20 protein-coding genes are annotated in these 25,835 nt (G+C 69.7%); 9 read left to right on the forward strand and 11 right to left on the reverse strand.

Annotation, left to right across the window (positions count from 1 at the left end; genetic code table 11):
- Positions 1 to 147 precede the first annotated feature (147 nt).
- The 5 genes from acnA (at position 148) to ACFQVD_RS01620 (ending at position 7,858) form a co-directional block, all read left to right on the forward strand.
- Positions 148 to 2,919: an aconitate hydratase AcnA gene (gene acnA, locus ACFQVD_RS01600; RefSeq protein ID WP_343967553.1), complete on the forward strand. Its 2,772-nt coding sequence runs from the start codon at positions 148 to 150 to the stop codon at positions 2,917 to 2,919.
- A gap of 378 nt (positions 2,920 to 3,297) precedes the next feature.
- On the forward strand, positions 3,298 to 4,416 hold the full coding sequence (locus ACFQVD_RS01605; protein WP_343967551.1) for a sugar ABC transporter substrate-binding protein: 1,119 nt from the start codon (positions 3,298 to 3,300) through the stop codon (positions 4,414 to 4,416).
- Positions 4,417 to 4,605: 189 nt separating this feature from the next.
- The gene (locus tag ACFQVD_RS01610; protein WP_030914731.1) at positions 4,606 to 5,370 is read left to right on the forward strand and encodes an ATP-binding cassette domain-containing protein; all 765 of its coding nucleotides are present in this window, start codon (positions 4,606 to 4,608) and stop codon (positions 5,368 to 5,370) included.
- Positions 5,367 to 6,614, forward strand: a complete 1,248-nt coding sequence (locus tag ACFQVD_RS01615; RefSeq protein WP_343967547.1) for a sugar ABC transporter permease — start codon at positions 5,367 to 5,369, stop codon at positions 6,612 to 6,614. The genes ACFQVD_RS01610 and ACFQVD_RS01615 overlap by 4 nt, the downstream gene beginning before the upstream one ends.
- A gap of 35 nt (positions 6,615 to 6,649) precedes the next feature.
- Entirely contained in the window at positions 6,650 to 7,858 is a 1,209-nt protein-coding gene (locus ACFQVD_RS01620) for an ROK family transcriptional regulator (protein WP_343967545.1), read from the forward strand.
- Between the two features lie 186 nt (positions 7,859 to 8,044).
- Here ACFQVD_RS01620 and ACFQVD_RS01625 read toward each other — a convergent pair whose 3' ends face one another.
- The 3 genes from ACFQVD_RS01625 to ACFQVD_RS01635 form a co-directional block, all read right to left on the reverse strand.
- On the reverse strand, positions 8,045 to 8,497 hold the full coding sequence (locus ACFQVD_RS01625) for a hypothetical protein (RefSeq protein ID WP_343967543.1): 453 nt from the start codon (positions 8,495 to 8,497) through the stop codon (positions 8,045 to 8,047).
- Positions 8,498 to 8,767: 270 nt separating this feature from the next.
- Entirely contained in the window at positions 8,768 to 9,547 is a 780-nt protein-coding gene (locus ACFQVD_RS01630) for a neutral zinc metallopeptidase (protein ID WP_343967541.1), read from the reverse strand.
- Positions 9,548 to 9,672: 125 nt separating this feature from the next.
- Positions 9,673 to 10,491 carry a neutral zinc metallopeptidase gene (locus ACFQVD_RS01635; protein WP_343967539.1) on the reverse strand — a complete coding sequence of 273 codons (819 nt, stop codon included), beginning with the start codon at positions 10,489 to 10,491 and terminating at the stop codon, positions 9,673 to 9,675.
- Between the two features lie 191 nt (positions 10,492 to 10,682).
- Here ACFQVD_RS01635 and dxs point away from each other — a divergent pair, with 191 nt between their 5' ends.
- Together dxs and ACFQVD_RS01645 are read left to right on the forward strand one after the other, a co-directional pair.
- The gene (gene dxs / locus ACFQVD_RS01640) at positions 10,683 to 12,602 is read left to right on the forward strand and encodes a 1-deoxy-D-xylulose-5-phosphate synthase (RefSeq protein ID WP_343967536.1); all 1,920 of its coding nucleotides are present in this window, start codon (positions 10,683 to 10,685) and stop codon (positions 12,600 to 12,602) included.
- A 105-nt stretch (positions 12,603 to 12,707) separates the two neighbouring features.
- Positions 12,708 to 14,177 (forward strand): amino acid permease, encoded by a 1,470-nt coding sequence (locus ACFQVD_RS01645; RefSeq protein WP_343967533.1) that lies wholly within the window; start codon positions 12,708 to 12,710, stop codon positions 14,175 to 14,177.
- A gap of 58 nt (positions 14,178 to 14,235) precedes the next feature.
- Here the strand turns inward: ACFQVD_RS01645 and ACFQVD_RS01650 are convergent, their stop codons facing one another.
- A complete protein-coding gene (locus tag ACFQVD_RS01650) occupies positions 14,236 to 16,308 on the reverse strand; it encodes a 3-hydroxyacyl-CoA dehydrogenase NAD-binding domain-containing protein (RefSeq protein WP_343967530.1) in 2,073 nt (690 codons plus the stop codon).
- Complete coding sequence (locus ACFQVD_RS01655) at positions 16,305 to 17,504, reverse strand: thiolase family protein (protein ID WP_343967528.1); 1,200 nt, start codon at positions 17,502 to 17,504, stop codon at positions 16,305 to 16,307. Before ACFQVD_RS01655 ends, ACFQVD_RS01650 begins: the two co-directional genes overlap by 4 nt.
- Positions 17,505 to 17,693: 189 nt before the next feature.
- Here ACFQVD_RS01655 and ACFQVD_RS01660 point away from each other — a divergent pair, with 189 nt between their 5' ends.
- Positions 17,694 to 18,686 (forward strand): LacI family DNA-binding transcriptional regulator, encoded by a 993-nt coding sequence (locus tag ACFQVD_RS01660; RefSeq protein ID WP_343967526.1) that lies wholly within the window; start codon positions 17,694 to 17,696, stop codon positions 18,684 to 18,686.
- Between the two features lie 128 nt (positions 18,687 to 18,814).
- On the opposite strand, the gene ACFQVD_RS01665 is transcribed toward ACFQVD_RS01660, so the two are convergent.
- The 4 genes from ACFQVD_RS01665 to ACFQVD_RS01680 form a co-directional block, all read right to left on the reverse strand.
- Complete coding sequence (locus ACFQVD_RS01665; protein ID WP_343967524.1) at positions 18,815 to 19,561, reverse strand: hypothetical protein; 747 nt, start codon at positions 19,559 to 19,561, stop codon at positions 18,815 to 18,817.
- A 125-nt stretch (positions 19,562 to 19,686) separates the two neighbouring features.
- Positions 19,687 to 20,535, reverse strand: a complete 849-nt coding sequence (locus tag ACFQVD_RS01670; RefSeq protein WP_343967522.1) for a sugar phosphate isomerase/epimerase family protein — start codon at positions 20,533 to 20,535, stop codon at positions 19,687 to 19,689.
- Positions 20,532 to 21,662, reverse strand: a complete 1,131-nt coding sequence (locus ACFQVD_RS01675) for a dihydrodipicolinate synthase family protein (RefSeq protein WP_343967520.1) — start codon at positions 21,660 to 21,662, stop codon at positions 20,532 to 20,534. The genes ACFQVD_RS01670 and ACFQVD_RS01675 overlap by 4 nt, the downstream gene beginning before the upstream one ends.
- Positions 21,662 to 22,804: a Gfo/Idh/MocA family protein gene (locus tag ACFQVD_RS01680; protein WP_343967518.1), complete on the reverse strand. Its 1,143-nt coding sequence runs from the start codon at positions 22,802 to 22,804 to the stop codon at positions 21,662 to 21,664. Before ACFQVD_RS01680 ends, ACFQVD_RS01675 begins: the two co-directional genes overlap by 1 nt.
- Before the next feature lie 395 nt (positions 22,805 to 23,199).
- Here ACFQVD_RS01680 and ACFQVD_RS01685 point away from each other — a divergent pair, with 395 nt between their 5' ends.
- Positions 23,200 to 23,832 carry an HNH endonuclease family protein gene (locus ACFQVD_RS01685; RefSeq protein ID WP_343967516.1) on the forward strand — a complete coding sequence of 211 codons (633 nt, stop codon included), beginning with the start codon at positions 23,200 to 23,202 and terminating at the stop codon, positions 23,830 to 23,832.
- An 89-nt stretch (positions 23,833 to 23,921) separates the two neighbouring features.
- Here the strand turns inward: ACFQVD_RS01685 and ACFQVD_RS01690 are convergent, their stop codons facing one another.
- A complete protein-coding gene (locus ACFQVD_RS01690; RefSeq protein ID WP_343967514.1) occupies positions 23,922 to 25,148 on the reverse strand; it encodes a ribonuclease D in 1,227 nt (408 codons plus the stop codon).
- On the reverse strand, positions 25,145 to 25,741 hold the full coding sequence (locus ACFQVD_RS01695) for a DUF3000 domain-containing protein (RefSeq protein WP_343967512.1): 597 nt from the start codon (positions 25,739 to 25,741) through the stop codon (positions 25,145 to 25,147). Before ACFQVD_RS01695 ends, ACFQVD_RS01690 begins: the two co-directional genes overlap by 4 nt.
- Between the last annotated feature and the right edge of the window lie 94 nt (positions 25,742 to 25,835).

The raw sequence follows: 25,835 nt of genomic DNA on the forward strand, positions 1-25,835 counted from the left end.
TCTTGATGTCGAGACACTCGTTGCAGTCCGCGGGCGGCTCAGAGGTTAGGTGTACCTAACAGTCCGGGGTGCTCCGGCGGTGCGGCAGGATTCAATCGCGCCTATGTGCCGGCGCGACAGACATCAGGGTGATGAGGGAGGCGAACCGTGTCCTCGAACAGCTTCGGCAGCCGTGACACGCTCCGCGTCGGTGACGCGGGATATGAGATCTACCGGCTTGACGCCGTGGAGGGGTCGGGGCGTCTCCCGTACAGCCTGAAGATCCTTCTTGAGAACCTGCTCCGCACGGAGGACGGCGCGAACATCACCGCCGACCACATCCGCGCGGTCGGCCAGTGGGACCCGTCCGCCGCGCCGAACGTGGAGATCCAGTTCACGCCGGCTCGCGTGATCATGCAGGACTTCACCGGCGTCCCGTGCGTCGTCGACCTGGCGACCATGCGTGAGGCCGTCCGCGACCTCGGCGGCGACCCCGCCAGGATCAACCCGCTCGCTCCGGCCGAGATGGTCATCGACCACTCGGTCATCGTCGACTTCTTCGGCGGGCCCGAATCCTTCCAGCGCAACGTCGAGCGGGAGTACGAGCGCAACCGCGAGCGCTACCAGTTCCTGCGCTGGGGGCAGACCGCCTTCGACGAGTTCAAGGTCGTCCCGCCGGGCACCGGCATCGTGCACCAGGTCAACATCGAGCACCTGGCCCGGGTGGTGATGGTCCGCGACGGCAAGGCATACCCTGACACCTGCGTCGGCACCGACTCCCACACCACGATGGAGAACGGCATCGGCGTCCTGGGCTGGGGCGTCGGCGGCATCGAGGCCGAGGCCGCGATGCTCGGCCAGCCGATCTCGATGCTGATCCCGCGGGTGGTCGGTTTCAAGCTGACCGGCAAGCTCCCGGCCGGTGCCACCGCCACCGACCTGGTGCTCACGATCACCGAGATGCTCCGCAAGCACGGCGTCGTCGGCAAGTTCGTGGAGTTCTACGGCGAGGGCGTTTCCAGTGTGCCGCTGGCCAACCGGGCCACGATCGGCAACATGAGCCCCGAGTTCGGCTCGACCTGCGCGATCTTCCCGATCGACGGCCAGACGATCGACTACCTCACGCTGACCGGCCGCCCCGCCGAGCAGGTCGCCCTGGTCGAGGCCTACGCCAAGGCCCAGGGGCTGTGGCTCGACCCGGAGGCCGAGGAGCCGATCTTCTCCGAGTACATCGAACTGGACCTGGCCACGGTCGTCCCGTCGATCGCGGGTCCCAAGCGTCCCCAGGACCGCATCGCGCTGTCCGACGCCAAGAGCGCCTGGCGCGCGTCCGTCAAGGACTACGTGTCGAGCATCCAGGGCCCGCTCGACGAGGCGTCCGACGAGTCGTTCCCCGCCTCGGACTCCCCGGCGATCTCCCACGACGGCAGCGGTGACAAGCCGCACGCCGCCGGTCACAACGGCAGGCGCCCGCACAGGGTCGTGCCGGTCACCCTGGCGGACGGCACCTCTTTCGAGATCGACCACGGCGTGGTGACCATCGCCGCGATCACCAGCTGTACCAACACCTCCAACCCGTACGTCATGATGGGCGCCGCGCTGCTCGCCAGGAACGCGGTGGAGAAGGGCCTGACCCGCAAGCCGTGGGTCAAGACCTCCCTGGCCCCCGGCTCGCAGGTCGTCACCGGCTACTTCGAGCGCTCGGGCCTGCAGCCCTACCTCGACAAGATCGGCTTCAACCTGGTCGGCTACGGCTGCACCACCTGCATCGGCAACTCGGGCCCGCTGCAGGAGGAGATCTCCGCCGCGATCCAGGAGAACGACCTCGCGGTCACCGCGGTGCTGTCCGGCAACCGTAACTTCGAGGGCCGGATCAACCCCGACGTCAAGATGAACTACCTGGCCTCGCCGCCGCTGGTGGTCGCCTACGCCCTCGCGGGCACCATGGACATCGACCTGAACACCGAGCCGCTGGGCACCGGCACGGACGGTGAGCCGGTCTTCCTCGCCGACATCTGGCCGGCGCCCGAGGAGATCGCGGCGGTCGTCGCCTCCTCGATCGACCAGGAGATGTTCCTGCACGACTACGCCGACGTGTTCAAGGGCGACGAGACCTGGCGCTCGCTGCCGATCCCGACCGGTAACACCTTCGAGTGGGACCCGGACTCGACCTACGTCCGCAAGGCCCCCTACTTCGAGGGCATGCCGCCCGAGCCGGAGCCGGTGACCGACATCTCCGGGGCCAGGGTGCTCGCGAAGCTGGGCGACTCGGTCACCACCGACCACATCTCCCCGGCGGGCGCGATCAAGGTCGGCACCCCGGCGGCCGACTACCTCAAGGGGCACGGTGTCGCGGTCAAGGACTTCAACTCCTACGGCTCGCGCCGGGGCAACCACGAGGTCATGATCCGCGGCACTTTCGCCAACATCCGGCTGAAGAACCTGCTGCTCGACGGCGTGGAGGGTGGGTACACCCGCGACTTCACCGTTCCGGGCGGGCCGCAGGCCTTCATCTACGACGCCTCCGCGAACTACCAGGCCGCGGGGATCCCGCTCGTCGTGCTGGCCGGTAAGGAGTACGGCTCGGGTTCCTCGCGTGACTGGGCGGCCAAGGGCACCGCGCTGCTCGGCGTCCGCGTCGTCATCGCCGAGTCCTACGAGCGCATCCACCGTTCCAACCTGATCGGCATGGGCGTGCTGCCGCTGCAGTTCCCCGAGGGGGAGACGGCGCAGTCGCTGGGCCTGACCGGTGAGGAGACCTTCGAGGTCGTCGGTGTCGAGGCCCTCAACGGGGGCGGCATCCCGCGGACCGTGACGGTCAGGGCCGACGACAAGGAATTCCAGGCCGTCGTACGCATCGACACTCCCGGAGAGGCCGACTACTACCGGCACGGGGGCATCATGCAGTACGTCTTGCGCTCCCTGCTCGCCAAGAGCTGAGCAGGAGGGGCGGGGCCGCACGCAGGCCCCGCTCACATCGGGGGACACCCCAGACAGGAACCGCCCGGCGGGACATCATCCCGCCGGGCGGTTTTTTCGTTCTCCCGGTCACCGCCCAGAAGCGGCAGGTGGGGGGCGTGATCCCAGGCGAGGTGGCCGGGCGGGGCCACGGGGGTTAATGACGCGTTTCTGGATTGTTACCGGCCACAACAAACTTTACCCATAGAAGGTCTGGCGCTCCTGGCCGGTGGCGGAATACGTTGCCGCAAACAACATTCAACGGAACGGCAAGCCGAGACCCGGTGGAGCCGTACCCGCGAATTCGGCATGCCGCACCTCCGTCGTACCCCCCACTTTCGAAGAAAGGACCCGTGCACCATGCGCAAGGGGATCCTCAGCCTTACCGCCGCCGCCGCGGCGATGACCCTTGGCCTCGCCGCTTGCGGGAGCGAAGACGCCGACACCAGCGCGTCGAGCGGCGCGTCCCCCGCGGAGAGTTCGGCTGCCGTGGCGGGCAAGGTCGGCGTCATCCTCCCCGACAGCAAGTCCTCCGCCCGCTGGGAGACCGCGGACCGCAAGTACCTGGAGGAGGCGTTCAAGGCCGCGGGCGTCGCCTACGACATCCAGAACGCCCAGGGTGACAAGACCCAGTTCCAGACCATCGCCGACCAGATGATCACCAACGGCGCCACGGTTCTGATGATCGTCAACCTTGACAGCGGCACCGGCAAGGCCGTACTCGACAAGGCCAAGGCGCAGGGTGTGGCCACCATCGACTACGACCGCCTCACTCTCAACGGCGGCGCGTCCTACTACGTCAGCTTCGACAACACCAAGGTCGGCACCCTGCAGGGCGAGGGCCTGGTGAAGTGCCTGTCAGATAAGCAGGCCAAGAAGCCCATCATCGCCGAGCTCAACGGCTCGCCCACCGACAACAACGCCACGCTGTTCAAGAACGGCTACGACGGCGTGCTCAAGGCCAAGTACGACTCGGGGGACTACGTCAAGGGCCCCGACCAGTCGGTTCCCGACTGGGACAACACCCAGGCGGGCACGATCTTCGAGCAGATGCTCACCGAGCAGCCGAAGATCGCCGGCGTCCTGGCCGCCAACGACGGCCTCGGCAACGCGGCCATCTCGGTCCTGAAGAAGAACAGCCTGAACGGCAAGGTCCCGGTCACCGGTCAGGACGCCACGGTGCAGGGCCTGCAGAACATTCTCGCCGGTGACCAGTGCATGACGGTCTACAAGGCGATCAAGAAGGAGGCAGACGCGGCGTCCGCGCTGGCCATCGGCCTGGCCAAGGGCGAGAAGCCCGCGGCGACCGGTACGGTCAAGGACACCGAGAGCGGCGCCGATGTGCCGGCCGTTCTCCTCGACCCGCAGCCGATCTTCTTCGACAGCGTCAAGGACGTCGTCGCCGACGGCTTCGTGACCAAGGACGAGCTGTGCACCGGCGAGTTCGCCGACAAGTGCACCGAGGCCGGAATCCAGTAGGGCGTGCGGGGGACGGACGGCCGCCCCGGCCGTCCGTCCCCCGCGCTCCATCGCGGCGTATTCGCACTGTGACGCCGGAGGGACGCGGCAGGTGAGTCGTCCATTCCGGCTATGGGGCAGGACACCGCCCGCAGGCGCCCGAGCCGCGCGAGCTTCACCGCGCGAAATGAACACAGGGAGCACAACCCCATGACCCCCGCACTGGAACTCCGCGGGATCGACAAGAGCTTCGGTCCCGTACAGGTCCTGCACGACGTCGCCTTCTCCGCCTACGCGGGAGAGGTGACCGCGCTGGTCGGCGACAACGGCGCAGGCAAGTCCACACTCGTCAAGTGCGTCGGCGGCATCCATCCGATCGACTCCGGCGAGTACTTCTTCGACGGCAGGCCCGTCCGGATCGGCAGCCCGCGCGACGCGGCCGAGCTGGGCATCGAGATCGTCTACCAGGACCTCGCGCTCTGCGACAACCTCGACATCGTCCAGAACATGTTCCTGGGCCGTGAACACCGGCGCGGCATCGTCCTCGACGAGGACACGATGGAGGCGATGGCCGCCAAGACCCTGGAGAGCCTGTCGGTCAGGACCGTCAAGTCCATCCGCCAGCTCGTCGCCAGCCTCTCCGGCGGCCAGCGCCAGACGGTGGCCATCGCCAAGGCCGTGCTGTGGAACAGCAAGGTGGTCATCCTCGACGAGCCGACCGCGGCGCTCGGCGTCGCCCAGACCGCGCAGGTGCTCGAACTGGTCCGGCGCCTGGCCGACCAGGGCCTGGCCGTCGTGCTGATCTCGCACAACATGAACGACGTGTTCGCCGTGTCGGACCGGATCGCCACCCTCTACCTGGGCCGGATGGCGGCCCAGGTCAAGACCTCGGACGTGACACACGCGCAGGTCGTCGAACTGATCACCTCCGGCCGCAGCGGGGACCTCGGCCTCACCAACGGAGCCACCGTATGACCGCCACGATTTCCCCGAAGCGCGTACCCGAGGCCCCTTCGATCAGGAGCAACGTTCGCGGCTACGCCGAGCGGGTCCGCGGCGGCGACATGGGTGCGCTGCCGGCGGTGTTCGGTCTCGTGGTGCTCTGCACCATCTTCGCCATCCTCCGGCCGTCCTTCCTGACCGCTGGGAACTTCGCCAACCTGTTCACCCAGGGCGCCGCGGTCACGGTGATCGCCATGGGCCTGGTCTTCGTGCTGCTCCTCGGCGAGATCGACCTGTCGGCGGGCTTCGCCAGCGGTGTCTGCGCCGCGGTGCTCGCGATCCTGCTCAGCAGCCAGGGACTGCCCTGGTACGTGGCGGTGGGCGCGGCCATCCTCACTGGCGTGGTGATCGGCACCGGAATCGGCTCCATCGTCGCGAAACTCGGCATCCCCTCGTTCGTGGTGACGCTCGCCGCCTTCCTGGCCTTCCAGGGGCTCGTGCTGCTGCTGGTCAAGGGCGGCACCATCATCGCCATCCGGGACGAGACCATCCTGGCGATCGCCAACAAGAACCTCCCGCCCGCGCTGGGCTGGATCCTGCTGGCCGTGGGGGTCGCCGGATACGCCGGCCTCCAGCTGCTGCGTGCCCGCAAGCGCGCCGCCCGGGAGCTGACCGCCGATCCGGTCTCGCTGATCGCGGTCCGGGTGGGCGCCCTCGCGCTGCTCGGCGGGCTCGCCGTCTACTTCCTCAACATCGAGCGGAGCCGCAACGCGGCGGTCGTCTCGCTGGCGGGCGTGCCGCTCGTGGTGCCCATCATCGTGGTGCTGCTGCTGGTCCTGACGTTCGTGCTGCGCCGCACGGCGTACGGACGTCACCTGTACGCGGTCGGCGGCAACGTCGAGGCCGCACGCCGGGCGGGCATCAACGTCGACCGGATGAAGATCAGCGCTTTCGTGATCTGTTCCTCCATGGCCGCGATCGGCGGCGTCATCGCCGCCTCCAGGGCCAGTTCCGTCGACCCCAACACCGGCGGCAGCAACGTGCTGCTGTACGCGGTCGGTGCCGCGGTCATCGGCGGCACCAGCCTGTTCGGCGGCAAGGGCCGGGTGCTCGACGCCATTCTCGGCGGTGCGGTGGTCGCGGTCATCGAGAACGGCATGGGTCTGATGGGTTACAGCTCCGGAGTCAAGTTCATCGTCACCGGATCGGTCCTGCTGCTGGCCGCCGTGGTGGACGCGCTCTCCCGCAAGCGGGCGGCCGCCACTGGTCTAAGGTGATCAGCGACTCCGATCCACCGAAGGAACCCCTAGTCATGCGGGCAGGCCCCTCCCAAGAGGAGATCAGGCGCCATAACCTTGGTGCCCTGCTCCGCCACGTCCATCTGAGCGGCCCCACCTCGCGGGCGGAGCTCACCAACCGGATGGGCCTGAACCGCAGCACCATCATGGCCCTCACCGCCGACCTGACCGCCGCCGGCCTGGTCAGGGAGGAACTTCCCAGGGAGACCGGCCGGGCCGGGCGCCCCTCCCTGGTGGTCCGTCCAGAGTCGGCGCGGGTCTACGTGTTCGCCTTCGACGTGGGCGTCGACCGGATGGTCGCCGCCCGCGTCGGCCTGGGCGGCACGATCCTCGACCGCCGCGAGACGGTACGGAGGCGCGGAGCCTTCTCGCTGGAGGAGATCGTCGGCCCGCTCGCCGCCTTCGCCCGGCAGATGCACCGCAGGACCCGGCCCGACACGGTGTGCGTCGGGGTGGCGGCGGCCTTCTCGGGCGGCGTGGGCCGCGATGACGGGGGCATCAGGTTCGGGCCCAACATGGCCACCGTGGAGGACGTGCCGTTCGCCGAGGAGATGACCCGCCGGCTGGCCTTCGGCCTGCCGATCACGGTCGGCAACGACGCCAACCTCGCCGCCCTCGCCGAGCAGACCCGGGGCGTCGGCGTTGGCTGCCGGGACCTCGTCTACCTCCACGGCGACGTCGGCATCGGCGGCGGCGTGATCGCCAACGGCCAGTTGCTCGGCGGCCACCTGGGCTTCGGCGGCGAGGTCGGGCACATGATCGTCAACCCCGACAAGGGCCGTCTCTGCGGGTGCGGCTCGCTCGGCTGCCTGGAGGCGGAGGTCGGCGAGCGCGCCCTCCTTGAGGCCGCGGGCCGCTTCGGCCCCCAGGTCGGCAGGGACGCGGTTCGCGCCGTGGTCGACGCCGCAGACCGGGGCGACGTCGTCGCGCAGGCCGCGCTGAGCCGCGTCGGTGACTGGCTCGGCCTGGGCGTCGCCAACCTCGTCAACATCTTCAACCCCGAGATGGTGGTGTTCGGGGGCATGCTCAGGGAGATCTACCTCGGCTCCGCCGCCCAGGTCCGCAGCCGTCTCGCCCTCGACGCCCTGCCTCCGTCCCGCGAGCACCTGCGCCTGCGCACCTCGGCCCTCGGCGATGACGCCACCTTGGTCGGCGCCGCCGAACTGGCCTTCTCCCAGGTCCTCGCCGACCCCCTGGAAGTCCTCGCCCGCGCCGGATCCTGACCGCTTCCGGCCTGTCCGGGCCGGGTTTCGACACGATCGTCTGTGAGCGGGCCGAGAGGTTCCTGCGAACCCCCGCTCGGCGATCTCGCGCGCCCGAAGGCGAGACGGGGAAACGGCAACGCGCCGGACCGCGAGATGTCGCCCCGTCGGCACCCGGGGTCGTGGGTGCCGACGGCGTCGCGGGTGTTACTTGACGAGACCGGCGACCAGGTGGCGCAGCTCGATATGGCCCGCCTTGAGTTCGGCGACGTCACCCTCGACACGCTTCATCGAGAGCTCCAGGTTGCCGACGGAGCGCTTGACCACGGAGATCTCCTCACGGAGCTCGGCGTGACCGGTTCGCATCTCGGCGCGGAGCTCGTCCTGCCCGACCCGGAGTTTGTCCAGCTCCGTGCGGAAGCCGTCCATGTCCGTACGGAAGCCGTCCATGTCGGTGCGGAAGCCGTCCATGTCGGTGCGGAAGCCGTCCATGTCCGAGCGGAGCCCGGTCATTTCCGCCCGGAGCTCCGTCGTCACCGTTCGCAGGTCGTTCAGAACCTCGAAGATTCCTGCGTTGATCACCTTGCTCTCCTCGTTCTGCAGGCGGAGCTTGGCGACGTCGGTCTCCAGGACGCGCATGCGGATATCTGTTGTGTCCAATTTGTCTTCTCCTTGCCGTCATGCCAGCGGGGGGACCGGGCCTGCTTCCGTGGCGTGGAGGGCGCCCACGGGTAGGTGCTCAGGCGGCGTCGCCAGATTACTCAATGTCACGAGTGTGTCGCCACCCGTGGTCGCATTTCGGGGGGAGAGCGCTCGCGCCGGGCAGGGACGAGGTCCGCACTCCGTGGGGATGGCGCGCGACGGATGGAAAAGAACAACCACCCGTCGCGCGCCCGTGGGGCGGCGGCGGGTGGTTGTCAGGTGCGAAGGTCAGGAGACCCTGGATTTGGGGGCGGAGAAGGTGTTGCAGGCGCCGGGTGCCTCCTGGCGGAAGCCTCGGGTCAGCCAGTAGGCGATGTTGGCGGCCTTACCATGGCTGGCCGTGCTGTAGGCGGCGTTCATGACGTACCTGAAGTCCGACTCGCGACGGCCGAGGGAGCGCCAGACGCTGCCGATGAAGACTCCGCTCAGGCACTCGGCCTGGAGTTCGACCTTGCGGATCGCGGCCAGGGCCTCCTTGTTGCTCTTGTACTTCACGGAGGACATGGCGCGCCAGATCCCGGAGAGCTGCTGGACGTGGTGGCCGTACTCGTGGGCCAGCACCTGGAAAAGGAACAGTTCGCTCGCCTGGGAGAGGATCTCCTTGCTGAGGTAGAAGGTGATCTTCTTGTTCGCCGGGCAGTAGACCGCCTGAGCGCCTCGGGGGAACTTGCCACAGCCGGTCGGGACACCGAGGCGCGAGGTGGTCGAGAATCTGGGTTTGGAGAAGGGCAGCTCTGTCTTGGAGAACTGGTATCCCCAGCCCTCGTTGAGGCAGTCCAGGACGGCGTTGAGATAGGCCTCGGCGGATTCCAGATCGTTGTCGTAGGCCGGCTGCTCCGGGCAGGGGTCCGGTTCGAGCTTGCCCGACTTGTAGATCGGGTTGGCGACGAGGGCGGTCTTGCCCTTGGGTACCGGCCTGACCTGCTCGGTGGGGCCCGCATTCGCCGTACCGGCGAACAGCAGGCTCGCCAGAACGCCGGAGAGCAGTGCGATAAGGGGGGTACGCATGATCCTGAACCCTATGGGAGGCAAAACACCGGGTAAAGCTGTTATGCGGTCACACTCTGGGAATACGGTCAGGTGCGGCGAGCCCGGGTGAGTTTCGTGCCGCTTCCTTCGGGACCGACAGGCTGTCAGGCGACCCGGCCCGTGGGGGCGGTCCAGGTGTTGCAGCCGGAGGGGGAGCCGGAGTTGAAGCCGCGCTCCATCCAGTAGGCCTGGCTACGGCCCTTGCCGTGGTCGTTCTTGGGCCAGTTCTTGTGACCGTTGGAGTTGACCCAGCTGACCATCGCCTCCCACTGAGCCTGCTCGACCGGCAGGTCGCCGGCGATCTGGCGCAGGAAGGCGGAGCCCAGGCAGTCGGCCTGCAGTTCGAGGCGGCGGGAGAAGGCCAGCTTGGTCGCCGACTTGGCGCGCCAGACGCTGGTGGCGTAGTAGTCCATGATGCCCGCCAGCTGCTGCACGTGATGGCCGTACTCGTGGGCGATGAACTGGGCGTGGTTGGCCGGGTAGGGGTTCTTCAGGACCTCGCGGGTGACGCCGATGTAGATGGTGCGGTTGCTGGAGCAGTACAGCCCGCCGGCGCTGCTGGGCCACCGGCCGCAGGGAGTGTTCACCTTGGTGGTGGAGAAACGCAGCTTGGGGTGGGAGAACGCCAGTTTGGTCTTCCTGAACTGGGTCTTCCAGGCCCGGTTCAGGCAGTTGACGATCCTTTGCACGAAGATCCGGTAGGAGGCCGCGCTCCCCGCGCGGATCTGGCCGGCCTGGCAGTTCATGGTGGGCAGGGTGCCGGTGCGGTAGAGGGGACTGGATGTCGCCGCAGCGCGGTCCCGTGGGAGTGCCTGCCTGCCGGTGGCCGCGGTCGAACCCGGTGTCGTTCCGGTGAGCGGCGTGACCTGCTGCGAGACTGAGGTCACGACGTCCGGTGAGGTGGAGGCGTTGGCCGTTTCCACCCCTGTTACCAGGGCAAACGTCAACGAGGCGGCAACAAGAGGCGAAAGTTGCTTAAAGGGAAGAGTTTTCATGGTGGGGCAAAGATTATTGCAAGTGTGGATAAAACGTGCAGAATCGCCGCTCCTGAGGGTTGCGCCCCTCAGTCGAACTAGACTCGTCGTGACGGTGACTGGACAGAGGGGATGATTCCGTGAGCGAGCGGACCGGGCAGCCTGGAAGTCTTCTGGAGTCGGTCAAGGGGCCAGGGGACCTCAAGCTGCTGGCGGTGGACGAGCTGCCACTGCTCGCAGGCGAGATCAGAGACCTTCTGATCGCCTCCACGGCTCGCAGCGGCGGCCACCTCGGCCCCAACCTGGGTGTCGTCGAGCTGACGATCGCGATGCACCGGGTCTTCGAGTCGCCGCGTGACCGGATCCTGTGGGACACCGGTCACCAGGCCTATGTCCACAAGATGCTCACCGGCAGGGCCGGGCAGTTCGACACGCTCCGCCAGGAGGGCGGCCTGTCGGGCTACCCCAGCCAGGCCGAGTCCGAGCACGACGTCATCGAGAACTCCCACGCCTCGACCGCGCTGTCGTACGCCGACGGCCTGGCCAAGGCGTACCGGCTGCGGGGCGAGGAGGAGCGCACGGTCGTCGCGGTGATCGGAGACGGGGCGCTCACCGGGGGCATGGCCTGGGAGGCGCTCAACAACATCGCGGCGCGCAAGGACCTGCCACTGATCATCGTGGTCAACGACAACGGCCGCTCCTACTCGCCGACCATTGGCGGGCTCGCCTCCCACCTGGCCTCGCTGCGCACCACCCAGCGCTACGAGGACATGCTCGACTTCGTCAAGGACAGCCTGAACAGGGTGCCGGTGGTCGGGGCACCCGTCTACGACGCTCTGCACGGCGTCAAGAAGGGCCTCAAGGACGTCCTGGCCCCGCAGGTCATGTTCGAGGACCTCGGCCTGAAGTACATCGGGCTGGTCGACGGCCACGACGAGCAGGCGGTGGAGTCCGCGCTGCGCAGGGCCAGGGACTTCCGCCGCCCGGTCATCGTGCACGTGCTCACCAAGAAGGGCTTCGGCTACTCCCCGGCGGAGAACCACGACGAGGACTGCTTCCACTCGCCGGGCGTGTTCGACCCGCTGACCGGCGAGGAGAAGCCGAAACCGCACGGCTGGACCAACGTCTTCGGCCAGGAGATGGTGCGCCTGGGCGCCGAGCGTCAGGACATCGTGGCGATCACCGCCGCGATGCTCGGCCCGACCGGCCTGATCCCGTTCTCCGAGGCATATCCCGACCGCCTCTACGACGTCGGCATCGCCGAGCAGCACGCCCTGACCAGCGCCGCGGGCCTGGCGCTCGGCGGCCTGCACCCGGTGGTGGCCGTCTACGCGACCTTCCTGAACCGGGCCTTCGACCAACTCCTGATGGACGTCGCCCTGCACCGCCTCCCTGTCACGGTCGTGCTCGACCGGGCGGGCGTCACCGGCGACGACGGCGCCAGCCACAACGGCATGTGGGACCTGTCGATCCTGCAGGTCGTCCCCGGCCTGTCGATCGCGGTTCCCCGCGACGAGCCCCGGCTGCGCGAACTGCTGGCCGAGGCCGTGAAGGTCGACGACGGCCCGACGGTGCTGCGCTACCCCAAGGGCCCGGTGGCCGTCGAGATCGAGGCGGTCGGCCGCCTCGGCGAGATGGACGTGCTGCGCGGGGGCGACGCCGACGTGCTGTTCGTCTCCGTGGGGCCGATGGCCGAGCTGTGCCTGGAGGCCGCCGACCTGCTCGACGCCCAGGGGATCTCCGCCACGGTGGTCGACCCGCGCTGGGTCAAGCCGCTGGACGAGGCCCTGGTGGCGGCCGCCCGCGACCACAAGCTGGTCGTGGTCGTCGAGGACAGCAGCAGGGTGGGCGGTGTGGGTGACGCGGTCGCCCGCCTGCTGCGCGACGCCGACGTCGACCTCCCGGTCCGTACCTACGGCATCCCGCGGCGCTTCCTCGACCACGCCAAGCGTGCGAAGATCCTCAGCGAGATCGGCCTGACCTCGCAGGACATCGCCCGGCAGGTCACCGAGGCGATCGCGAAGCGCTCTCCGGCCCTGGAGAACGAGCCGGCCGGCTGACCGCCTCCTCTTCCGAACATCCTCGGCTCCGCCGTTCAGGCGGTGATCCGCTGGGCATGACCTGATGCGTCGGCAAGGGTGACCACCGGCGCATCAGGAGGGGTCGTGGGTGTTCTTCGCGTCAAGTCGGTGGAGCAGTCGATCTCGGACACCGAGGCACCGGAACACCGGTTGCGCAAGGATCTCAGCGCGCTGGACCTCACGGTCTTCGGTATCGGCGTCATCGTGGGCACCGGCATCTTCGTGCTCACCGGCCGGGTCGCCAGGGAGACGGCGGGGCCCGCGGTGGCGCTGTCCTTCGTGGCCGCCGGGATCGTCTGCGCGCTGGCGGCGCTCTGCTACGCCGAGTTCGCCTCCACGGTCCCGGTGGCCGGGTCCGCCTACACCTTCGCCTTCGCCACCCTGGGCGAACTGCCCGCCTGGATCATCGGCTGGGACCTGACGCTGGAGATGATGCTCGGCGCCGCGGTCGTCGCGGTCGGCTGGTCGGGCTACCTGACCTCACTGCTGGCGGCCCTGGGGGTCCCACTGCCCGGCGTGATCGCGGGGGAGGGGGCGGTGTTCAACCTGCCCGCCGCGCTGGTCGTGCTGCTGCTCACCGGGATCCTGGTCCTCGGGATCAAACTGTCGTCCCGGTTCAATCTGATCATCGTCACGATCAAGCTCGCGGTGATCCTGCTGGTCGTGGTGGCGGGACTGTTCTTCGTCAGGGGCGCCAACTACTCGCCGTTCGTTCCGCCGTCCAAGGCGACCCCCGCGGTGGAGGGACTGGCCGCGCCGCTGATCCAGGTACTGTTCGGGATCACCCCGGTCGCGTACGGGGTGCTGGGCATCTTCAGCGCCGCGGCGATCGTGTTCTTCGCCTACATCGGCTTCGACGTGGTCGCCACCGCCGCCGAGGAGACCCGCGACCCGCAGCGGGACCTGCCCATCGGCATCCTGTCCTCACTCGGTGTCTGCACCGTGCTCTACGTCGCGGTCTCGCTGGTCGTGGTCGGCATGCAGCCCTACCGTCAGCTCAGCGAGGCGGCGCCGCTGGCCGACGCGTTCAAGGCCGTCGGCCAGACCTGGGCCGCGGCGCTGATCAGCGTCGGCGCGCTGGTCGGCCTGACGGCCGTCGTGATGATCCTCATGCTGGGCATGTCACGGGTGATGTTCGCCATGTGCCGCGACGAACTGCTGCCAAGCGGGCTGGCCAAGGTCCACCCGAAATACCGCACGCCGTACGTCATCACCATCATCATGGGGGGCGTCGTCGCGGCCCTGGCCGGGCTGGTGCCGCTGTCCACGATCGCCGAACTGGTCAACATCGGCACGCTCTTCGCGTTCGCGGTGGTCTCGATCGCGGTGGTCGTCCTCCGCCGCACCCGTCCCGACCTGCCCCGCTCCTTCCGCACCCCGCTGGTGCCGCTGGTGCCCCTCCTGTCGGTGCTCGCCTGCCTCTACCTGATGCTCAACCTGCCGGTGGAGACCTGGATCAGGTTCGGGGCGTGGATGTTGCTCGGACTCCTGATCTACGCCGGCTACGGCTACCGGCACAGCAGGCTGTCGGAGCGGCGGGCGGCGACCCGGTAACGCGGTCCCCGTCCCGCGACGGTCGCGAGACGGGGAGCCACACCGGGAAAGGGGTGCGTCAGGCGGGCACCGAGGCCACGCCCGGCGGCAGGAAGCGCACCTCGGAGATCCCCTCGCGGTCGAGGTAGGGGGTGATGCCGCCCAGGTGGAACGGCCACCCCGCACCGAGGACCATGCACAGGTCGATGTCCTGGGGAGCGGAGACCACACCCTCGTCGAGCATGAGACGGATCTCCTCGGCCAGGGCCCGCAGCGCCCGCAGCCGGACCTGTTCGGCCGTGGACGGTGAGGTGCCCCCGGCGAAAAGGGCCACCGCCTCGGGGTCTGTGGAGAAGTCCGGCGCGTAGACACCCGGCTTGCCCGCCGCGACCAGCCGGGCCAGGTTCTCCGACACCCCGTAGCGGGACGGGAACGCCTCGTGCATCGTCTCGGCGACATGCAGGGCCACGGCCGGGCCGACGAGCTGCAGCAGCGCGAACGGGGTCATCGGCAGGCCGAGCCCGTCCAGCGCGTGGTCGGCGAGCTCCAGCGGGGTGCCCTCGTCGACGGCGCCGATGACCTCGCCCATGAAGCGGGTCAGCAGGCGGTTGACCACGAACGCGGGCGCGTCCTTGACCAGCACCGACGACTTCTTCAGCGACCGGCCGACGGCGAAGGCCGTGGCGAGCGTCGCGTCGTCCGTCCGCTCCCCTCGGACGATCTCCAGCAGCGGCATCACCGCGACCGGGTTGAAGAAGTGGAAGCCCACGACGCGCTCGGGGTGCCGGAGCCCCGAGGCCATCTCGGTCAGCGAGAGCGAGGAGGTGTTCGTGGCCAGCACGCACTCGGCGGAGACGACCGCCTCCACCTCGGCGAACACCTTCTGCTTGACCTTCATGTCCTCGAACACGGCCTCGATGACGAAGTCGGCGTCGGCGAACGCGTCCTTGGTCAGTGAGCCGGTCACCAGGGCCCTGAGCCGGTTGGCCTGGTCGCCGGAGACGCGGCCCTTGGCCAGCAGCTTGTCGATCTCGGCGTGCACGTAGCCCACGCCCTTGTCCAGCCGGGCCTGGTCCAGGTCGGTCAGCACGACCGGGACCTCCAGGCGGCGGGCGAACAGCAGTGCCATCTGCGAGGCCATCAGGCCCGCGCCGACGACGCCGACCTTGGTGACCTTACGGGCCAGGGCCGCCTCCGGGGCCCCGGCGGGCTTCTTGGCCCGGCGCTGCACCAGGTCGAAGGCGTACAGGCCGGCGCGGAGCTCGTCGCCCATGAGGAGGTCGGCCAGTGCCTGGTCCTCGGCGGCGAAGCCCTCGTCGCGGGTGGCGGTGCGGGCCAGCTCGAGGAGCTCCAGCGCCCGGTACGGGGCGGGGGAGGCGCCGTGCAGCTTCATATCGAGCAGGAAGCGGGCGTCGGAGACGGTCTTGGACCAGTCCTCGGCGGTGTGGTCGGCGCGGGAGACGGTGACGTCGCCGCGCAGCACCGCCGAGGCCCAGCGCAGCGACTCCTCAAGGAAGTCGGCGGGTTCGAACATCGCGTCGGCGACGCCCAGCCCGAACGCCTCCCTGCCCTTGATCATGCGGTTCTGCGAGAGCGGGTTGTCGATGATGAGCTTGACGGCCGCGGCCGGCCCGATCAGGCGGGGCAGCAGCTGGGTGCCGCCCCAGCCGGGGACCAGGCCGAGGAAGCACTCCGGCAGCGCCACGGCGGGCACACCGGCGGAGATGGTCCGGTAGGTGCAGTGCAGCGCGATCTCCAGACCGCCGCCCATGGCCGCGCCGTTGACGAACGCGAACGACGGCACGTCCAGCTCGCCGAGGCGGCGGAACACCTCGTGGCCCAGCCGGCCGATCTGTAGCGCCTGGTCCCGTTCCGAGACCAGCGCGGCGCCCTTGAGGTCGGCGCCGACGGCGAAGACGAACGGTTTGCCGACGACGCCCACGGCCGCCAGGTCGCCGCGCCCGGCGATCGCGTCCAGGGCCTCGCCCAGCGAGGCCAGCCCCCCGGGGCCGAACGTCGACGGCTTGGTGTGGTCGAAGCCGTTGTCCAGCGTGATCAGGGCCATGGTGCCCGCACCCTGGGGCAGCTCCACGTCGTGAACCGTCGCCCGGGTGACGATCTCGTCGGCGAAGAGTTCCTTGATGTCCGTCACTTGTTACCTTCCCAGCTGAGGTTCTCCCAGATGACCGTTCCACCCATGCCCAGGCCGACGCACATCGTGGTCATGCCGTAGCGGACGTCGGGGCGCTCACCGAACTCGCGGGCGAGCTGCGTCATCAGGCGCACCCCGGAGGAGGCCAGCGGGTGGCCGAAGGCGATGGCGCCGCCGTAGGGGTTCACCCGGGCGTCGTCGTCGGCGATGCCGAAATGCTCGAGGAACGCCAGCACCTGCACGGCGAAGGCCTCGTTGATCTCGAACAGTCCCATGTCGGAGATGGAGAGCCCGGCCAGGCGCAGCGCCCTTTCCGTGGACGGGATCGGCCCGACCCCCATGACCTCCGGGTCCACGCCGGCGAAGGCATAGGAGACCAGGCGCATCTTCGGGGCGAGGCCGAGCTCCTCGGCGACGTCGGCGGCGGCCACCACACAGCCGGTGGCGCCGTCGTTGATACCGGAGGCGTTGCCCGCGGTGACCCGGCCGTGCGGGCGGAACGGGGTCTTCAGCGCGGCCAGCCCCTCCAGCGTGGTGCCGGGGCGGGGAGCCTCGTCGGCGCCTGCCAGCCCCCAGCCCTTCTCGGCGGACCTGGTCGCCATCGGGACCAGGTCCGGCTGGATCCGGCCGTCGGCGTAGGCCTTGGCGACCTTCTCCTGGGAGGCGAGGGCGAAGGCGTCCGCGCGCTCCTTGGTGATGGAGGGGTAGCGGTCGTGCAGGTTCTCGGCGGTCATGCCCATGACGAGGGCGGAGCCGTCCACGAGTTGCTCGGCCAGGAAACGAGGGTTGGGATCGACGCCCTCGCCCATGGGGTGGCGGCCCATGTGCTCGACGCCGCCGGCGATGGCGACGTCGTAGGCACCGAAGGCGATGCCTCCGGCGACCGAGGTCACCGCGGTCATCGCGCCGGCGCACATACGGTCGATCGAGTAGCCGGGCACGCTCTTGGGCAGCCCGGCCAGTATCGCGGCGGAGCGGCCGAGGGTCAGGCCCTGGTCGCCGATCTGCGTGGTGGCCGCGATGGCCACCTCGTCGACGCGCTCGGGAGGCAGATTCGGGTTACGCCGGATCAGCTCGCGGATGACGCGGATCACCAGGTCGTCGGCGCGTGTCTCGGCGTACAGGCCCTTGGGGCCCGACCTGCCGAAGGGTGTGCGCACACCGTCGACGAATACGACGTCACGAGACGAAGGCACGGGGTTCGCTCCTCGTTGCTGGATGGCTTCCCCCCTATGCTACTCGTGGGTAACAACGCTTGGCGCGGCCGGTCCCGTGCGAGGTGGGTAAGTTGTTCTTTAAGGTGCGCGGTCCGGTGCGGCACAGCCCGGATGCGGGACGGCGGCAACTCTGACAGACTTTGGAAAACGCTTTCCGGGAGGTTGTCGGTGGTCACGCTTGAGGATGTCGCCCGGCACGCGGGCGTCTCGCTCGCCACGGCGTCACGGGTGCTCAACGGCAGCACCAGACAGGTGGGCGCGTCCCTGCGGGTCAAGGTGGAGCTGGCCGCCGCCCAGCTGGGATACCGCACCAACGTGGCCGCGCAGACCCTCGCCAGAGGGGCCAGCAACGTGATCGGCCTGGTCGTTCACGATCTCACCGACCCCTACTTCGCCGCGATCGCCGACGGGGCCATGCGGGTCGCGGAGAACCAGGGGCTGATGGTCATGATCGGCACCACGCACCGCGACCCCCAGCGGGAGATCGCCTATGTCTCGACGCTGAACGCGCAGCGGGTCCGCGCGGTGCTGCTGGTCGGCTCCCGGGTCGCCGACGAGCAGCTGACCCGGCGGCTCCGCGAGGAGCTCGACCGCTACCGGGAGACCGGCGGCCGGGTGGCCTGCGTGGGCCAGGACCTGCTCGGGGTCGACACGGTGGTGCCGGACAACCGCCTGGGCGCCGCCGCGCTGGCCCGCGCCCTCGCCGGGCTGGGGCACCGGAGCTTCGCCGTCCTCGCCGGGCCCGACCGGCTGATCGCCCCCATGGACCGGGTGGCCGGGTTCGCCGGCGCGCTCGAAGAGCTCGGCCTGCCCGCGCCGCTTGTTCTGCACAGCTCCTTCGACAGGGAGGGCGGCTACGCGGCGGCCACCCAGGTGTCCGGGGTCACCTGTGTCTTCGCCGTCACCGACGTGATGGCGGTGGGTGCCCTGGCCGCCTTCAGGGACCGGGGCATCCGCGTCCCCGAGGACGTCTCGGTGGCGGGTTTCGACGACATCTCCACCCTGCGCGACCTGGTTCCCTCGCTGTCCACGGTGCGGCTGCCACTCGCGGAGATGGGTGCCCGCGCGCTGGAGATGGCCCTCGCCCCGGACGAGGGGACCGGGGCCCAGGTCGTGACCGGCGAGGTGATCCTCCGCGAGAGCACCCGCGCTCTGGGGTGAGGTCGCCTCGGCCTGCCCACCTCCGCCACGACGTCATGGCGGCGGGCCCGGCCCCTGCGGGGTCCGGGCCCGCCGCGTCGTAGGGGAGGCTCGAAAGGGGGAGCCGGGGGGAGGATCGGGACAGGCGGTCAGCGGATGCCGGAGATCGGTCTTCCCTGCTCGTTGACCGGCGGGACGATGATCTGACCGCGCAGCCAGCGGATCGTCCGGATGACTCCGTCTCCGTAGCCGGGGGAGTGCTGGCGGCCCCGGCCGAGCTGTCGCGACACGTCCTCGGCCGCGCTCTCCTCCATGCCGAGGTTGAGTCCGGTCGGCCCGTGGATGGGGCGCGGCGTGTTACGGACCGGGGACTTCCTGCGGGTGCCGAGCACCCACTCGCACACGGCGATGGTCCCGGAGCACCACTCCTTCTCCCACTCGCCCGCCGCGTTCGGCCGGCCCGCATGGGCCAGCTCGGCGATCCGGCCTATCTCGGCCTCGGTGCGCAGGATCACGCCGCGGCCGCCGACCAGGTGTCCCCAGCCTTCCGAGGATCGGCGGCCGGGGATCGGCAACCCGTCCTTGACGCCGATCAGCCAGTTCAGGGTGCTGATGACCCCGTCGGCGGGGACGACCCGGCCCTCGCGCGGAACCCGCTCGGCGGCGTCGATCTCCGCGCGGGCCTCGGCGAGGGTGGGCGGGGACCCCGATGCCGGGCGGCCGCTGATCGGCGCCTGCTCACGCCGGCCCAGGGCCCAGAGGATCGCCTCTCCCTGGCCGGAAGGGGCCGAGTCGGGGTTGGCGGCCTCCCACTCCATGATCGCTTCCAGTACGGCAAGGACATGTTCCGGCGGCCGCTGTATGGCGGGGCTGGCTTCGCTTTCTGCGGTCGTCATACCCCTACCGTACGAGCAGCCGCCAGGTCACTTCACCGTGAAGCGGTAATCCGGGCCCCGCGAACGCGGTTTCCTTCGATTGGAACGCTCCTGTCGTCTCGGATTCCGTTCCGCGGGCCCGCGTGTCACTCTCCGATGAGCTCGGCGAACGAGGACCGCACCCTGGCCAGGATCTCGTCTGGGTCGGCGGCCCACACGTCGGCGTTGAAGATCTCCACCTCGATGTCCCCCGAGTAGCCCGCCGCGGCCACCGCCTCGGTCAGCGGTGCGAAGTCGATCACGCCTTCGCCCATCACTCCCCGGCCGAGCAGCACGTCGGCGGGGAGCGGAGACAGGAAGTCGCACACCTGGTAGCTCGCGATCCGCCCCGCGGCCCTGGCGATCTGCTCCAGGACGTCCGGATCCCACCACACGTGGAAGGTGTCGACGACGACGCCCACCTGCTCGGGAGGGTGCGGCTCGGCCAGATCGAGGGCCTGGCCCAGTGTGGACAGCACGGCCCGGTCGGCGCAGTACATCGGGTGCAGCGGTTCGAGGGCCAGTCTCACCCCGCGCTCGCCCGCGTACGGGGCCAGCACGGCCAGTGCCTCGGCGACCCGCTCCCGCGCGGCGGGCAGGTCGCGGGAGATCGCGCCCAGTGGCCTGCCGGGCACCACGCCCGGCAGGCCGCCGACCACCATGACCAGACAGGCGGCGTCCAGCTCGGCGGCCTCGTCGATCGCCCTGCGGTTGTCGTCCAGGGCCTGCGGATCGCCGGAGGTGAGGAAGCCGCCCCGGCAGAGCGACGAGACCCGCAGCCCGGCGTCCGCGACGAGTTCGACGGTCTCCTTCAGGCCCTGCGCGGCGACGTCCTGGCGCCACAGGCCGATGGCCTCGACACCGTGCCGCACGCACCCGTCGACGGCCTCGGCCACCGACCAGCGCCTCGTGGTCCACTGGTTCAGCGAGAAACGGCTCTTCGCCCGTGCCCTCACCGGCCGTTCACCGCCAGCAGGGAGCGCATCCGGAAGACCGCCAGCTCGGGGTCGGCCAGCAGCCCGGCCCTGTCGGCCAGGCGGAACACCTCGGCCAGGTGGGGCAGGGAGCGGGCCGCCTGGGCGCCGTTGACCATGCTGAAGGCGTCCTGGTGGCCGTTGAGCCAGGCCAGGAAGACGATGCCCGTCTTGTAGTTGTACGTCGGGGCCTCGAAGATCTTCCGGGAGAGCGGGACCGTGGGGCCCATGATCTCGTCGTACCGTCCGAGGTCGCCCGCGTCGAGCGCCTGCAGGGCCGAGGCGGCGGCGGGGGCGATCGCGTCGAAGATGCCCAGCAGCGCGTGGCTGCCCGACCTGATCAGCGAGGGGTAGTTGAAGTCGTCGCCGGTGTAGAGCCTGACGCCTTCGGGCAGCGCCGCACGCAGCCCGATCTCGTGCTCGGCGTCCAGCAGCGAGACCTTGACCCCGTCCACCCTCGCCGTGTGGTCGCGGATCAGCGACAGGAACGACGCGGTGGCCTCGGCCACGTCCCGCGAGCCCCAGTAGCCCGCCAGCAGCGGGTCGAACATCTCGCCCAGCCAGTGCAGGATCACCGGGCGATCGGCCTGGGAGAGCAACTCGCCGTAGACCCGGTGGTAGTCCTCCGGGCCCCGCGCGATCGCGGCCAGTTGCCGGCTCGCCATCACGACGACCCCGGCGCCCGCGTCCCGCACGGTCTCGATCTGCTCGGTGTAGGCCGCCACGACCTCCCGCAGGGTCCGGGCGTCCGGCGCCTGGTCGGTGCCCGCGCCACAGGCCACCAGCGCCGCCGGGTCGCCGAAGGCCTTCGCCTCGGCGGCGCTGCGCCGGATCAGCTCGCGGGTGGCCGCCCAGTCAAGGCCCATGTTGCGCTGCGCGGTGTCCATGGCGTCGGCGACCCGCAGCCCGTGGGACCACAGGTGGTGGCGGAAGCGCAGGGTGGCGTCCCAGTCGACGACGGCCCGGGAGCCCGGGGTGTTGTCGCCGAGCGGGTCGGCGACCACGTGGGCGGCGGCGTAGACGGTGCGGCTCCGGGCGGGGCCCCCGGGCCTGACCCAGGTGACCGGCTCGCGCAGGACGTGCTCCCCGCCCGGGAGCGCGATCCTCATCACGGCTCCACCGGCAGGCGGCGGCCCTCCGCGGAGGAGCGCAGGCCCAGCTCGGCGATGCGGACACCGCGCGCGCCGGAGGCGAAGTCGTAGGGGAACGGCGCGTCCTCGACCACGTGGCGGACGAACCGCTCCCACTGGACCTTGAACCCGTTGTCGAACTCCTCGTTGTCGGGCACCTCCTGCCAGCCGTCCCTGAAGCGGGCGCCCGCGGGCAGGTCGGGGTTCCAGACCGGTTTGGGAGTGGCGGCACGGTGCTGGACGCGGCAGTCGCGCAGGCCCGCGACGGCACTTCCGTGCGTGCCGTCCACCTGGAACTCCACCAGCTCGTCGCGGTTCACCCTGACGTTCCAGGAGGAGTTGATCTGCGCGATGACCCCGCCTTCCAGCTCGAACACCCCGTAGGCGGCGTCGTCGGCGGTGGCCCGGTAGGTCTCGCCCCGCTCGTCCACCCGCTCGGGGATGTGGGTGACGGCCTGGGCGTAGACGGAGGTGATCCGGCCGAACAGGTTCTCCAGCACGTACGCCCAGTGCGGGAACATGTCGAGGACGATGCCGCCGCCGTCCTCGACGCGGTAGTTCCACGATGGGCGCTGGGCGGCCTGCCAGTCGCCCTCGAACACCCAGTAGCCGAACTCGCCGCGGACCGAAAGGACGCGGCCGAAGAAGCCGCCGTCGATCAGGCGCCTGAGCTTGAGCAGGCCCGGCAGGAAGAGCTTGTCCTGCACGACGCCGTTCTTCACGCCCCTGGCGGTCGCGGCCTCGGCCAGTGCCAGCGCGTCCTGGGACGTCTCGGCCGTCGGTTTCTCCGCGTAGACGTGCTTGCCCGCCTCGATCGCCTTGAGCACCGACTTCACCCGGGCCTGGGTGACCTGAGAGTCGAAGTAGATCAGATTGTCGTCGTCGGCGAGGGCGGAGTCGAGGTCCGTGGTCCAGTCGGCGATGCCGTGCTCCGCCGAGAGTCTCTGGAGCTTCTCGGCGGACCGGCCGACCAGAACCGGCCTGAGCAGGACCTGGCCGCCGTCTGACAGTGTCACACCGCCCTGCTCGTTGATCGCCAGGACCGATCGGACCAGGTGCTGGCGGTAGCCCATGCGACCGGTGACACCGTTCATCACGATGCCGATGCTTTGCGGGGACATCTTCTCCGACCTCCTATGGAAAGCGCTTTCCGTGCCACGGTACGACAGTCGCCGCACCCGCTGCAAGCGCCCGTCAGGGGCGGAGGGGAGGCGAGGTGCGCATCCGGGGAAGCCGGCGGCCCAGGTCCTGCCCCAAAAGGAAATCCACCGGTCACCGGAACTTCGCCGGGTGTTCGCGCGAAAAGGCCAGGTGTCCAAATCGCCATAATTTATGTCATTGCAGATCAAGTGCACCTGACCATGGATTGACGCAGTATCCGACCAAGCGCATCCTGACTCGTCGTCAAACCATGACATTTGCGTATTTGTCATGACTTGAGACGTTCCCTCTGTCCTCCTCTCGCGGCGCCCAGACCCCCCGGCTGGCCGAGGTGGAGCGACAGAAGGGGCCACTCGTGAAACGAGTCGTCACCGCGGCTTTCGCTGCCCTAACGGCAATTCTCATCACTTTTTCCCTGACAGCCGGAACGGCTTCGGCGACCCCGCCGAACATTCCCTCGGCGGCCACCGCCGCCAGCAGGCTCGCGACGCTCACCGTCGCCGCGGAAACCAACCAGTCCTCCTATGACCGGTCGTTGTTCAACCACTGGATAACGATCAGTGGCACCTGCAACACCCGGGAGACGGTGCTCAAGAGGGACGGCGTCGGAGTGGTCGTCAACTCCAGCTGCGCACCGACCTCCGGCAGCTGGTACTCCCCGTTCGACGGTGCGACCTGGACCGCCGCCGGCGACGTCGACATCGACCACATGGTGCCGCTCGCCGAGGCCTGGCGCTCCGGCGCCTACGCCTGGACCAGCGCGCAGCGGCAGTCCTACGCCAACGACCTCGGCGGGCCCGAGCTGTGGGCGGTGACCGACAACGTCAACCAGGCCAAGGGTGACCAGGACCCGTCGACATGGCAGCCGCCGCTGAGCTCGTTCAGGTGCACCTACGCCAGAGCGTGGATCCAGGTGAAGTACTACTGGAAGCTGACGCTGCAGAGCTCGGAGAAGAGCGCCCTGCAGAGCATGCTCGCGACCTGCTGAGCCTTCCGTCTCCCTGTGCGGGACCTGTTCCCGCACAGGGACTGACGTCGCTCCAATGATCTACTTTGTAAAGGGCATCGGCCGGTTCGTCAGACCTGGCCCTTGAGCTCCAGGCGGAGCAGGGCCTTGGCGATCGGATGGGCGGTCAACCCGATCTGCCACTCGCGGGCGCCCAGCTCGCGCAGCCGGGCGGCGACGGTCCCGTCGTCGATGACGGCCGGCGGTTCCCAGGTCAGGCGGCGTACGGCGTCGGGCTGGATCAGGTTCTCCGCGGGCATGTGGTGCTCGTCGGCGAGCGCGGCGACCACGGTCCTGGCCGCGGCCAACCGCCGGGCGGCCACCGGATCGCGGTCCATCCACCGGTTGGCCGGCGGGGGCCCGTCGCCGGGGGTGCTGGGCTGCGGCAGCTCCGAGTCGGGCAGCGAGCGGGCGGTGCCGATCGCGGCCAGCCAGTCGCGCAGGTGCCGCCGGGCACTGCGGCCGGTGAAGGGAGGGATCTCGGTGAGCGCCTTGGTGGTGCGGGGCAACTCCAGGGCGGCGGTGACGATCGCCGAGTCGGGCAGCACACGGCCGGGGGCGACGTCGGACTCGCGGGCGAGCCCGTCGCGGAGCGTCCACAGTTCCCGTACCACCGCCAGCCCGCGCAGCGAGCGGACCTTGTGGATTCCGGAGGTGCGCCGCCACGGGTCGGAACGCGGGGCGGGCGCCTTGTGCGCGAGCACGGAGGCGAACTCCTCCTGCGCCCACGCCAGCTTGCCGCTGGACCTCAGCTCCTCGTGCAGGACGTCGCGGAGCTCGATCAGGACCTCGACGTCGAGCGCGGCGTAGCGCAGCCAGTCCTCAGGGAGCGGGCGGGTCGACCAGTCGGCGGCCGAGTGCCCCTTCTCCAGCCTGAAACCCAGGACGTTCTCCACCATCAGCCCGAGACCGACCCGCTCGTAGCCGAGCAGCCGGCCGGCCAGCTCGGTGTCGAACAGTTCCTGCGGGTGGAAGCCCACCTCCGCGAGACACGGCAGGTCCTGGGAGGCGGCGTGGAGCACCACCTCCGCGCCGTCCAGTGCCGCGTCGAGCTCGGACAGGTCGGGGCAGCGGATGGGGTCGATCAGGGCGCTGCCCGCGCCGACGCGGCGCAGCTGTACCAGGTAGGCGCGGCCGCTGTAGCGGTAGCCCGAGGCGCGTTCGGCGTCGACGGCGACGGGGCCGGTGCCCTCGGCGAAGGCGCGCACCACGCGCGCGAGGGAGGCGGAGTCCTCGATGACGGGTGGGATTCCCTCACGAGGCTCCAGCAGTGGAATTACGGTCGTCTCATCGGTCACGTTCTGAAGGGCTCCGGATCCTCGCGACGGCGCGGCGGCAGCGCCGCCACATCGGGTGGCAGGGGTGGTATGCCCGCGGCAAGGCACATCAGATCGCACCAGGCGGCGACATGGCCGGAGAGGTCTTCCTGCAGCGGTGACCAGGACGCACGCAGTTCCAGCTCGGTGGTCACCGGGTCTTCGGCCTTGTTGCCGAAGCCCTCGGAGACCGCTCTGGTGACGGTGCCTCCGGCGGCGGCGTAGCCGGCGCCGTGCGCGTCGAGCGACTCGGTGAGCCAGCTCCACGCGACGGGGCCGAGCAGCGGGTCTTCGGTGATCTCCGGCTCCATGTCGGCCCGCACGTAGGCGACGAGCCGGAACTGGCCGTCCCAGCCGCGCTGGCCGTCCGGGTCGAAGAGCACGATGAGGCGGCCGATCGCGAGCTCGTCGTCGTCGCGGTACACCGACGCGCCGATCGCGGCCGAGTAGGGGGCCAGGCGCTGCGGCGCCGGAATGTCCTCCAGCTCGATCTCGGGTCTGACCTCCGCGGGGCGCATGCTCGCCACCGCACGCCTGAAGGCGGCGGGAGCGGGCGGCGCGTCACCGACGGTCATATCGGAAGCGTAGGTCGAAACTGATCGCATGGGGACCACTGGGGTATGTGTAGGAGCCATTGGAACCGATCAAGACGCTGCCGGCGGCCTGTGC

The sequence above is a fragment of the Streptosporangium amethystogenes subsp. fukuiense genome (assembly GCF_042665875.1).
GTDB classification, from domain to species: domain Bacteria; phylum Actinomycetota; class Actinomycetes; order Streptosporangiales; family Streptosporangiaceae; genus Streptosporangium; species Streptosporangium fukuiense.

Bases quoted from the DNA above. Each gene is read 5' to 3' on its own strand.
- ACFQVD_RS01605 (WP_343967551.1), top strand. From the start codon at position 3,298: ATGCGCAAGGGGATCCTCAGCCTTACCGCCGCCGCCGCGGCGATGACC.
- ACFQVD_RS01610 (WP_030914731.1), top strand. From the start codon at position 4,606: ATGACCCCCGCACTGGAACTCCGCGGGATCGACAAGAGCTTCGGTCCC.
- ACFQVD_RS01615 (WP_343967547.1), top strand. From the start codon at position 5,367: ATGACCGCCACGATTTCCCCGAAGCGCGTACCCGAGGCCCCTTCGATC.
- ACFQVD_RS01620 (WP_343967545.1), top strand. From the start codon at position 6,650: ATGCGGGCAGGCCCCTCCCAAGAGGAGATCAGGCGCCATAACCTTGGT.
- ACFQVD_RS01630 (WP_343967541.1), bottom strand. From the start codon at position 9,547: ATGCGTACCCCCCTTATCGCACTGCTCTCCGGCGTTCTGGCGAGCCTG.
- ACFQVD_RS01665 (WP_343967524.1), bottom strand. From the start codon at position 19,561: ATGACGACCGCAGAAAGCGAAGCCAGCCCCGCCATACAGCGGCCGCCG.
- ACFQVD_RS01675 (WP_343967520.1), bottom strand. From the start codon at position 21,662: ATGAGGATCGCGCTCCCGGGCGGGGAGCACGTCCTGCGCGAGCCGGTC.
- ACFQVD_RS01680 (WP_343967518.1), bottom strand. From the start codon at position 22,804: ATGTCCCCGCAAAGCATCGGCATCGTGATGAACGGTGTCACCGGTCGC.
- ACFQVD_RS01695 (WP_343967512.1), bottom strand. From the start codon at position 25,741: ATGACCGTCGGTGACGCGCCGCCCGCTCCCGCCGCCTTCAGGCGTGCG.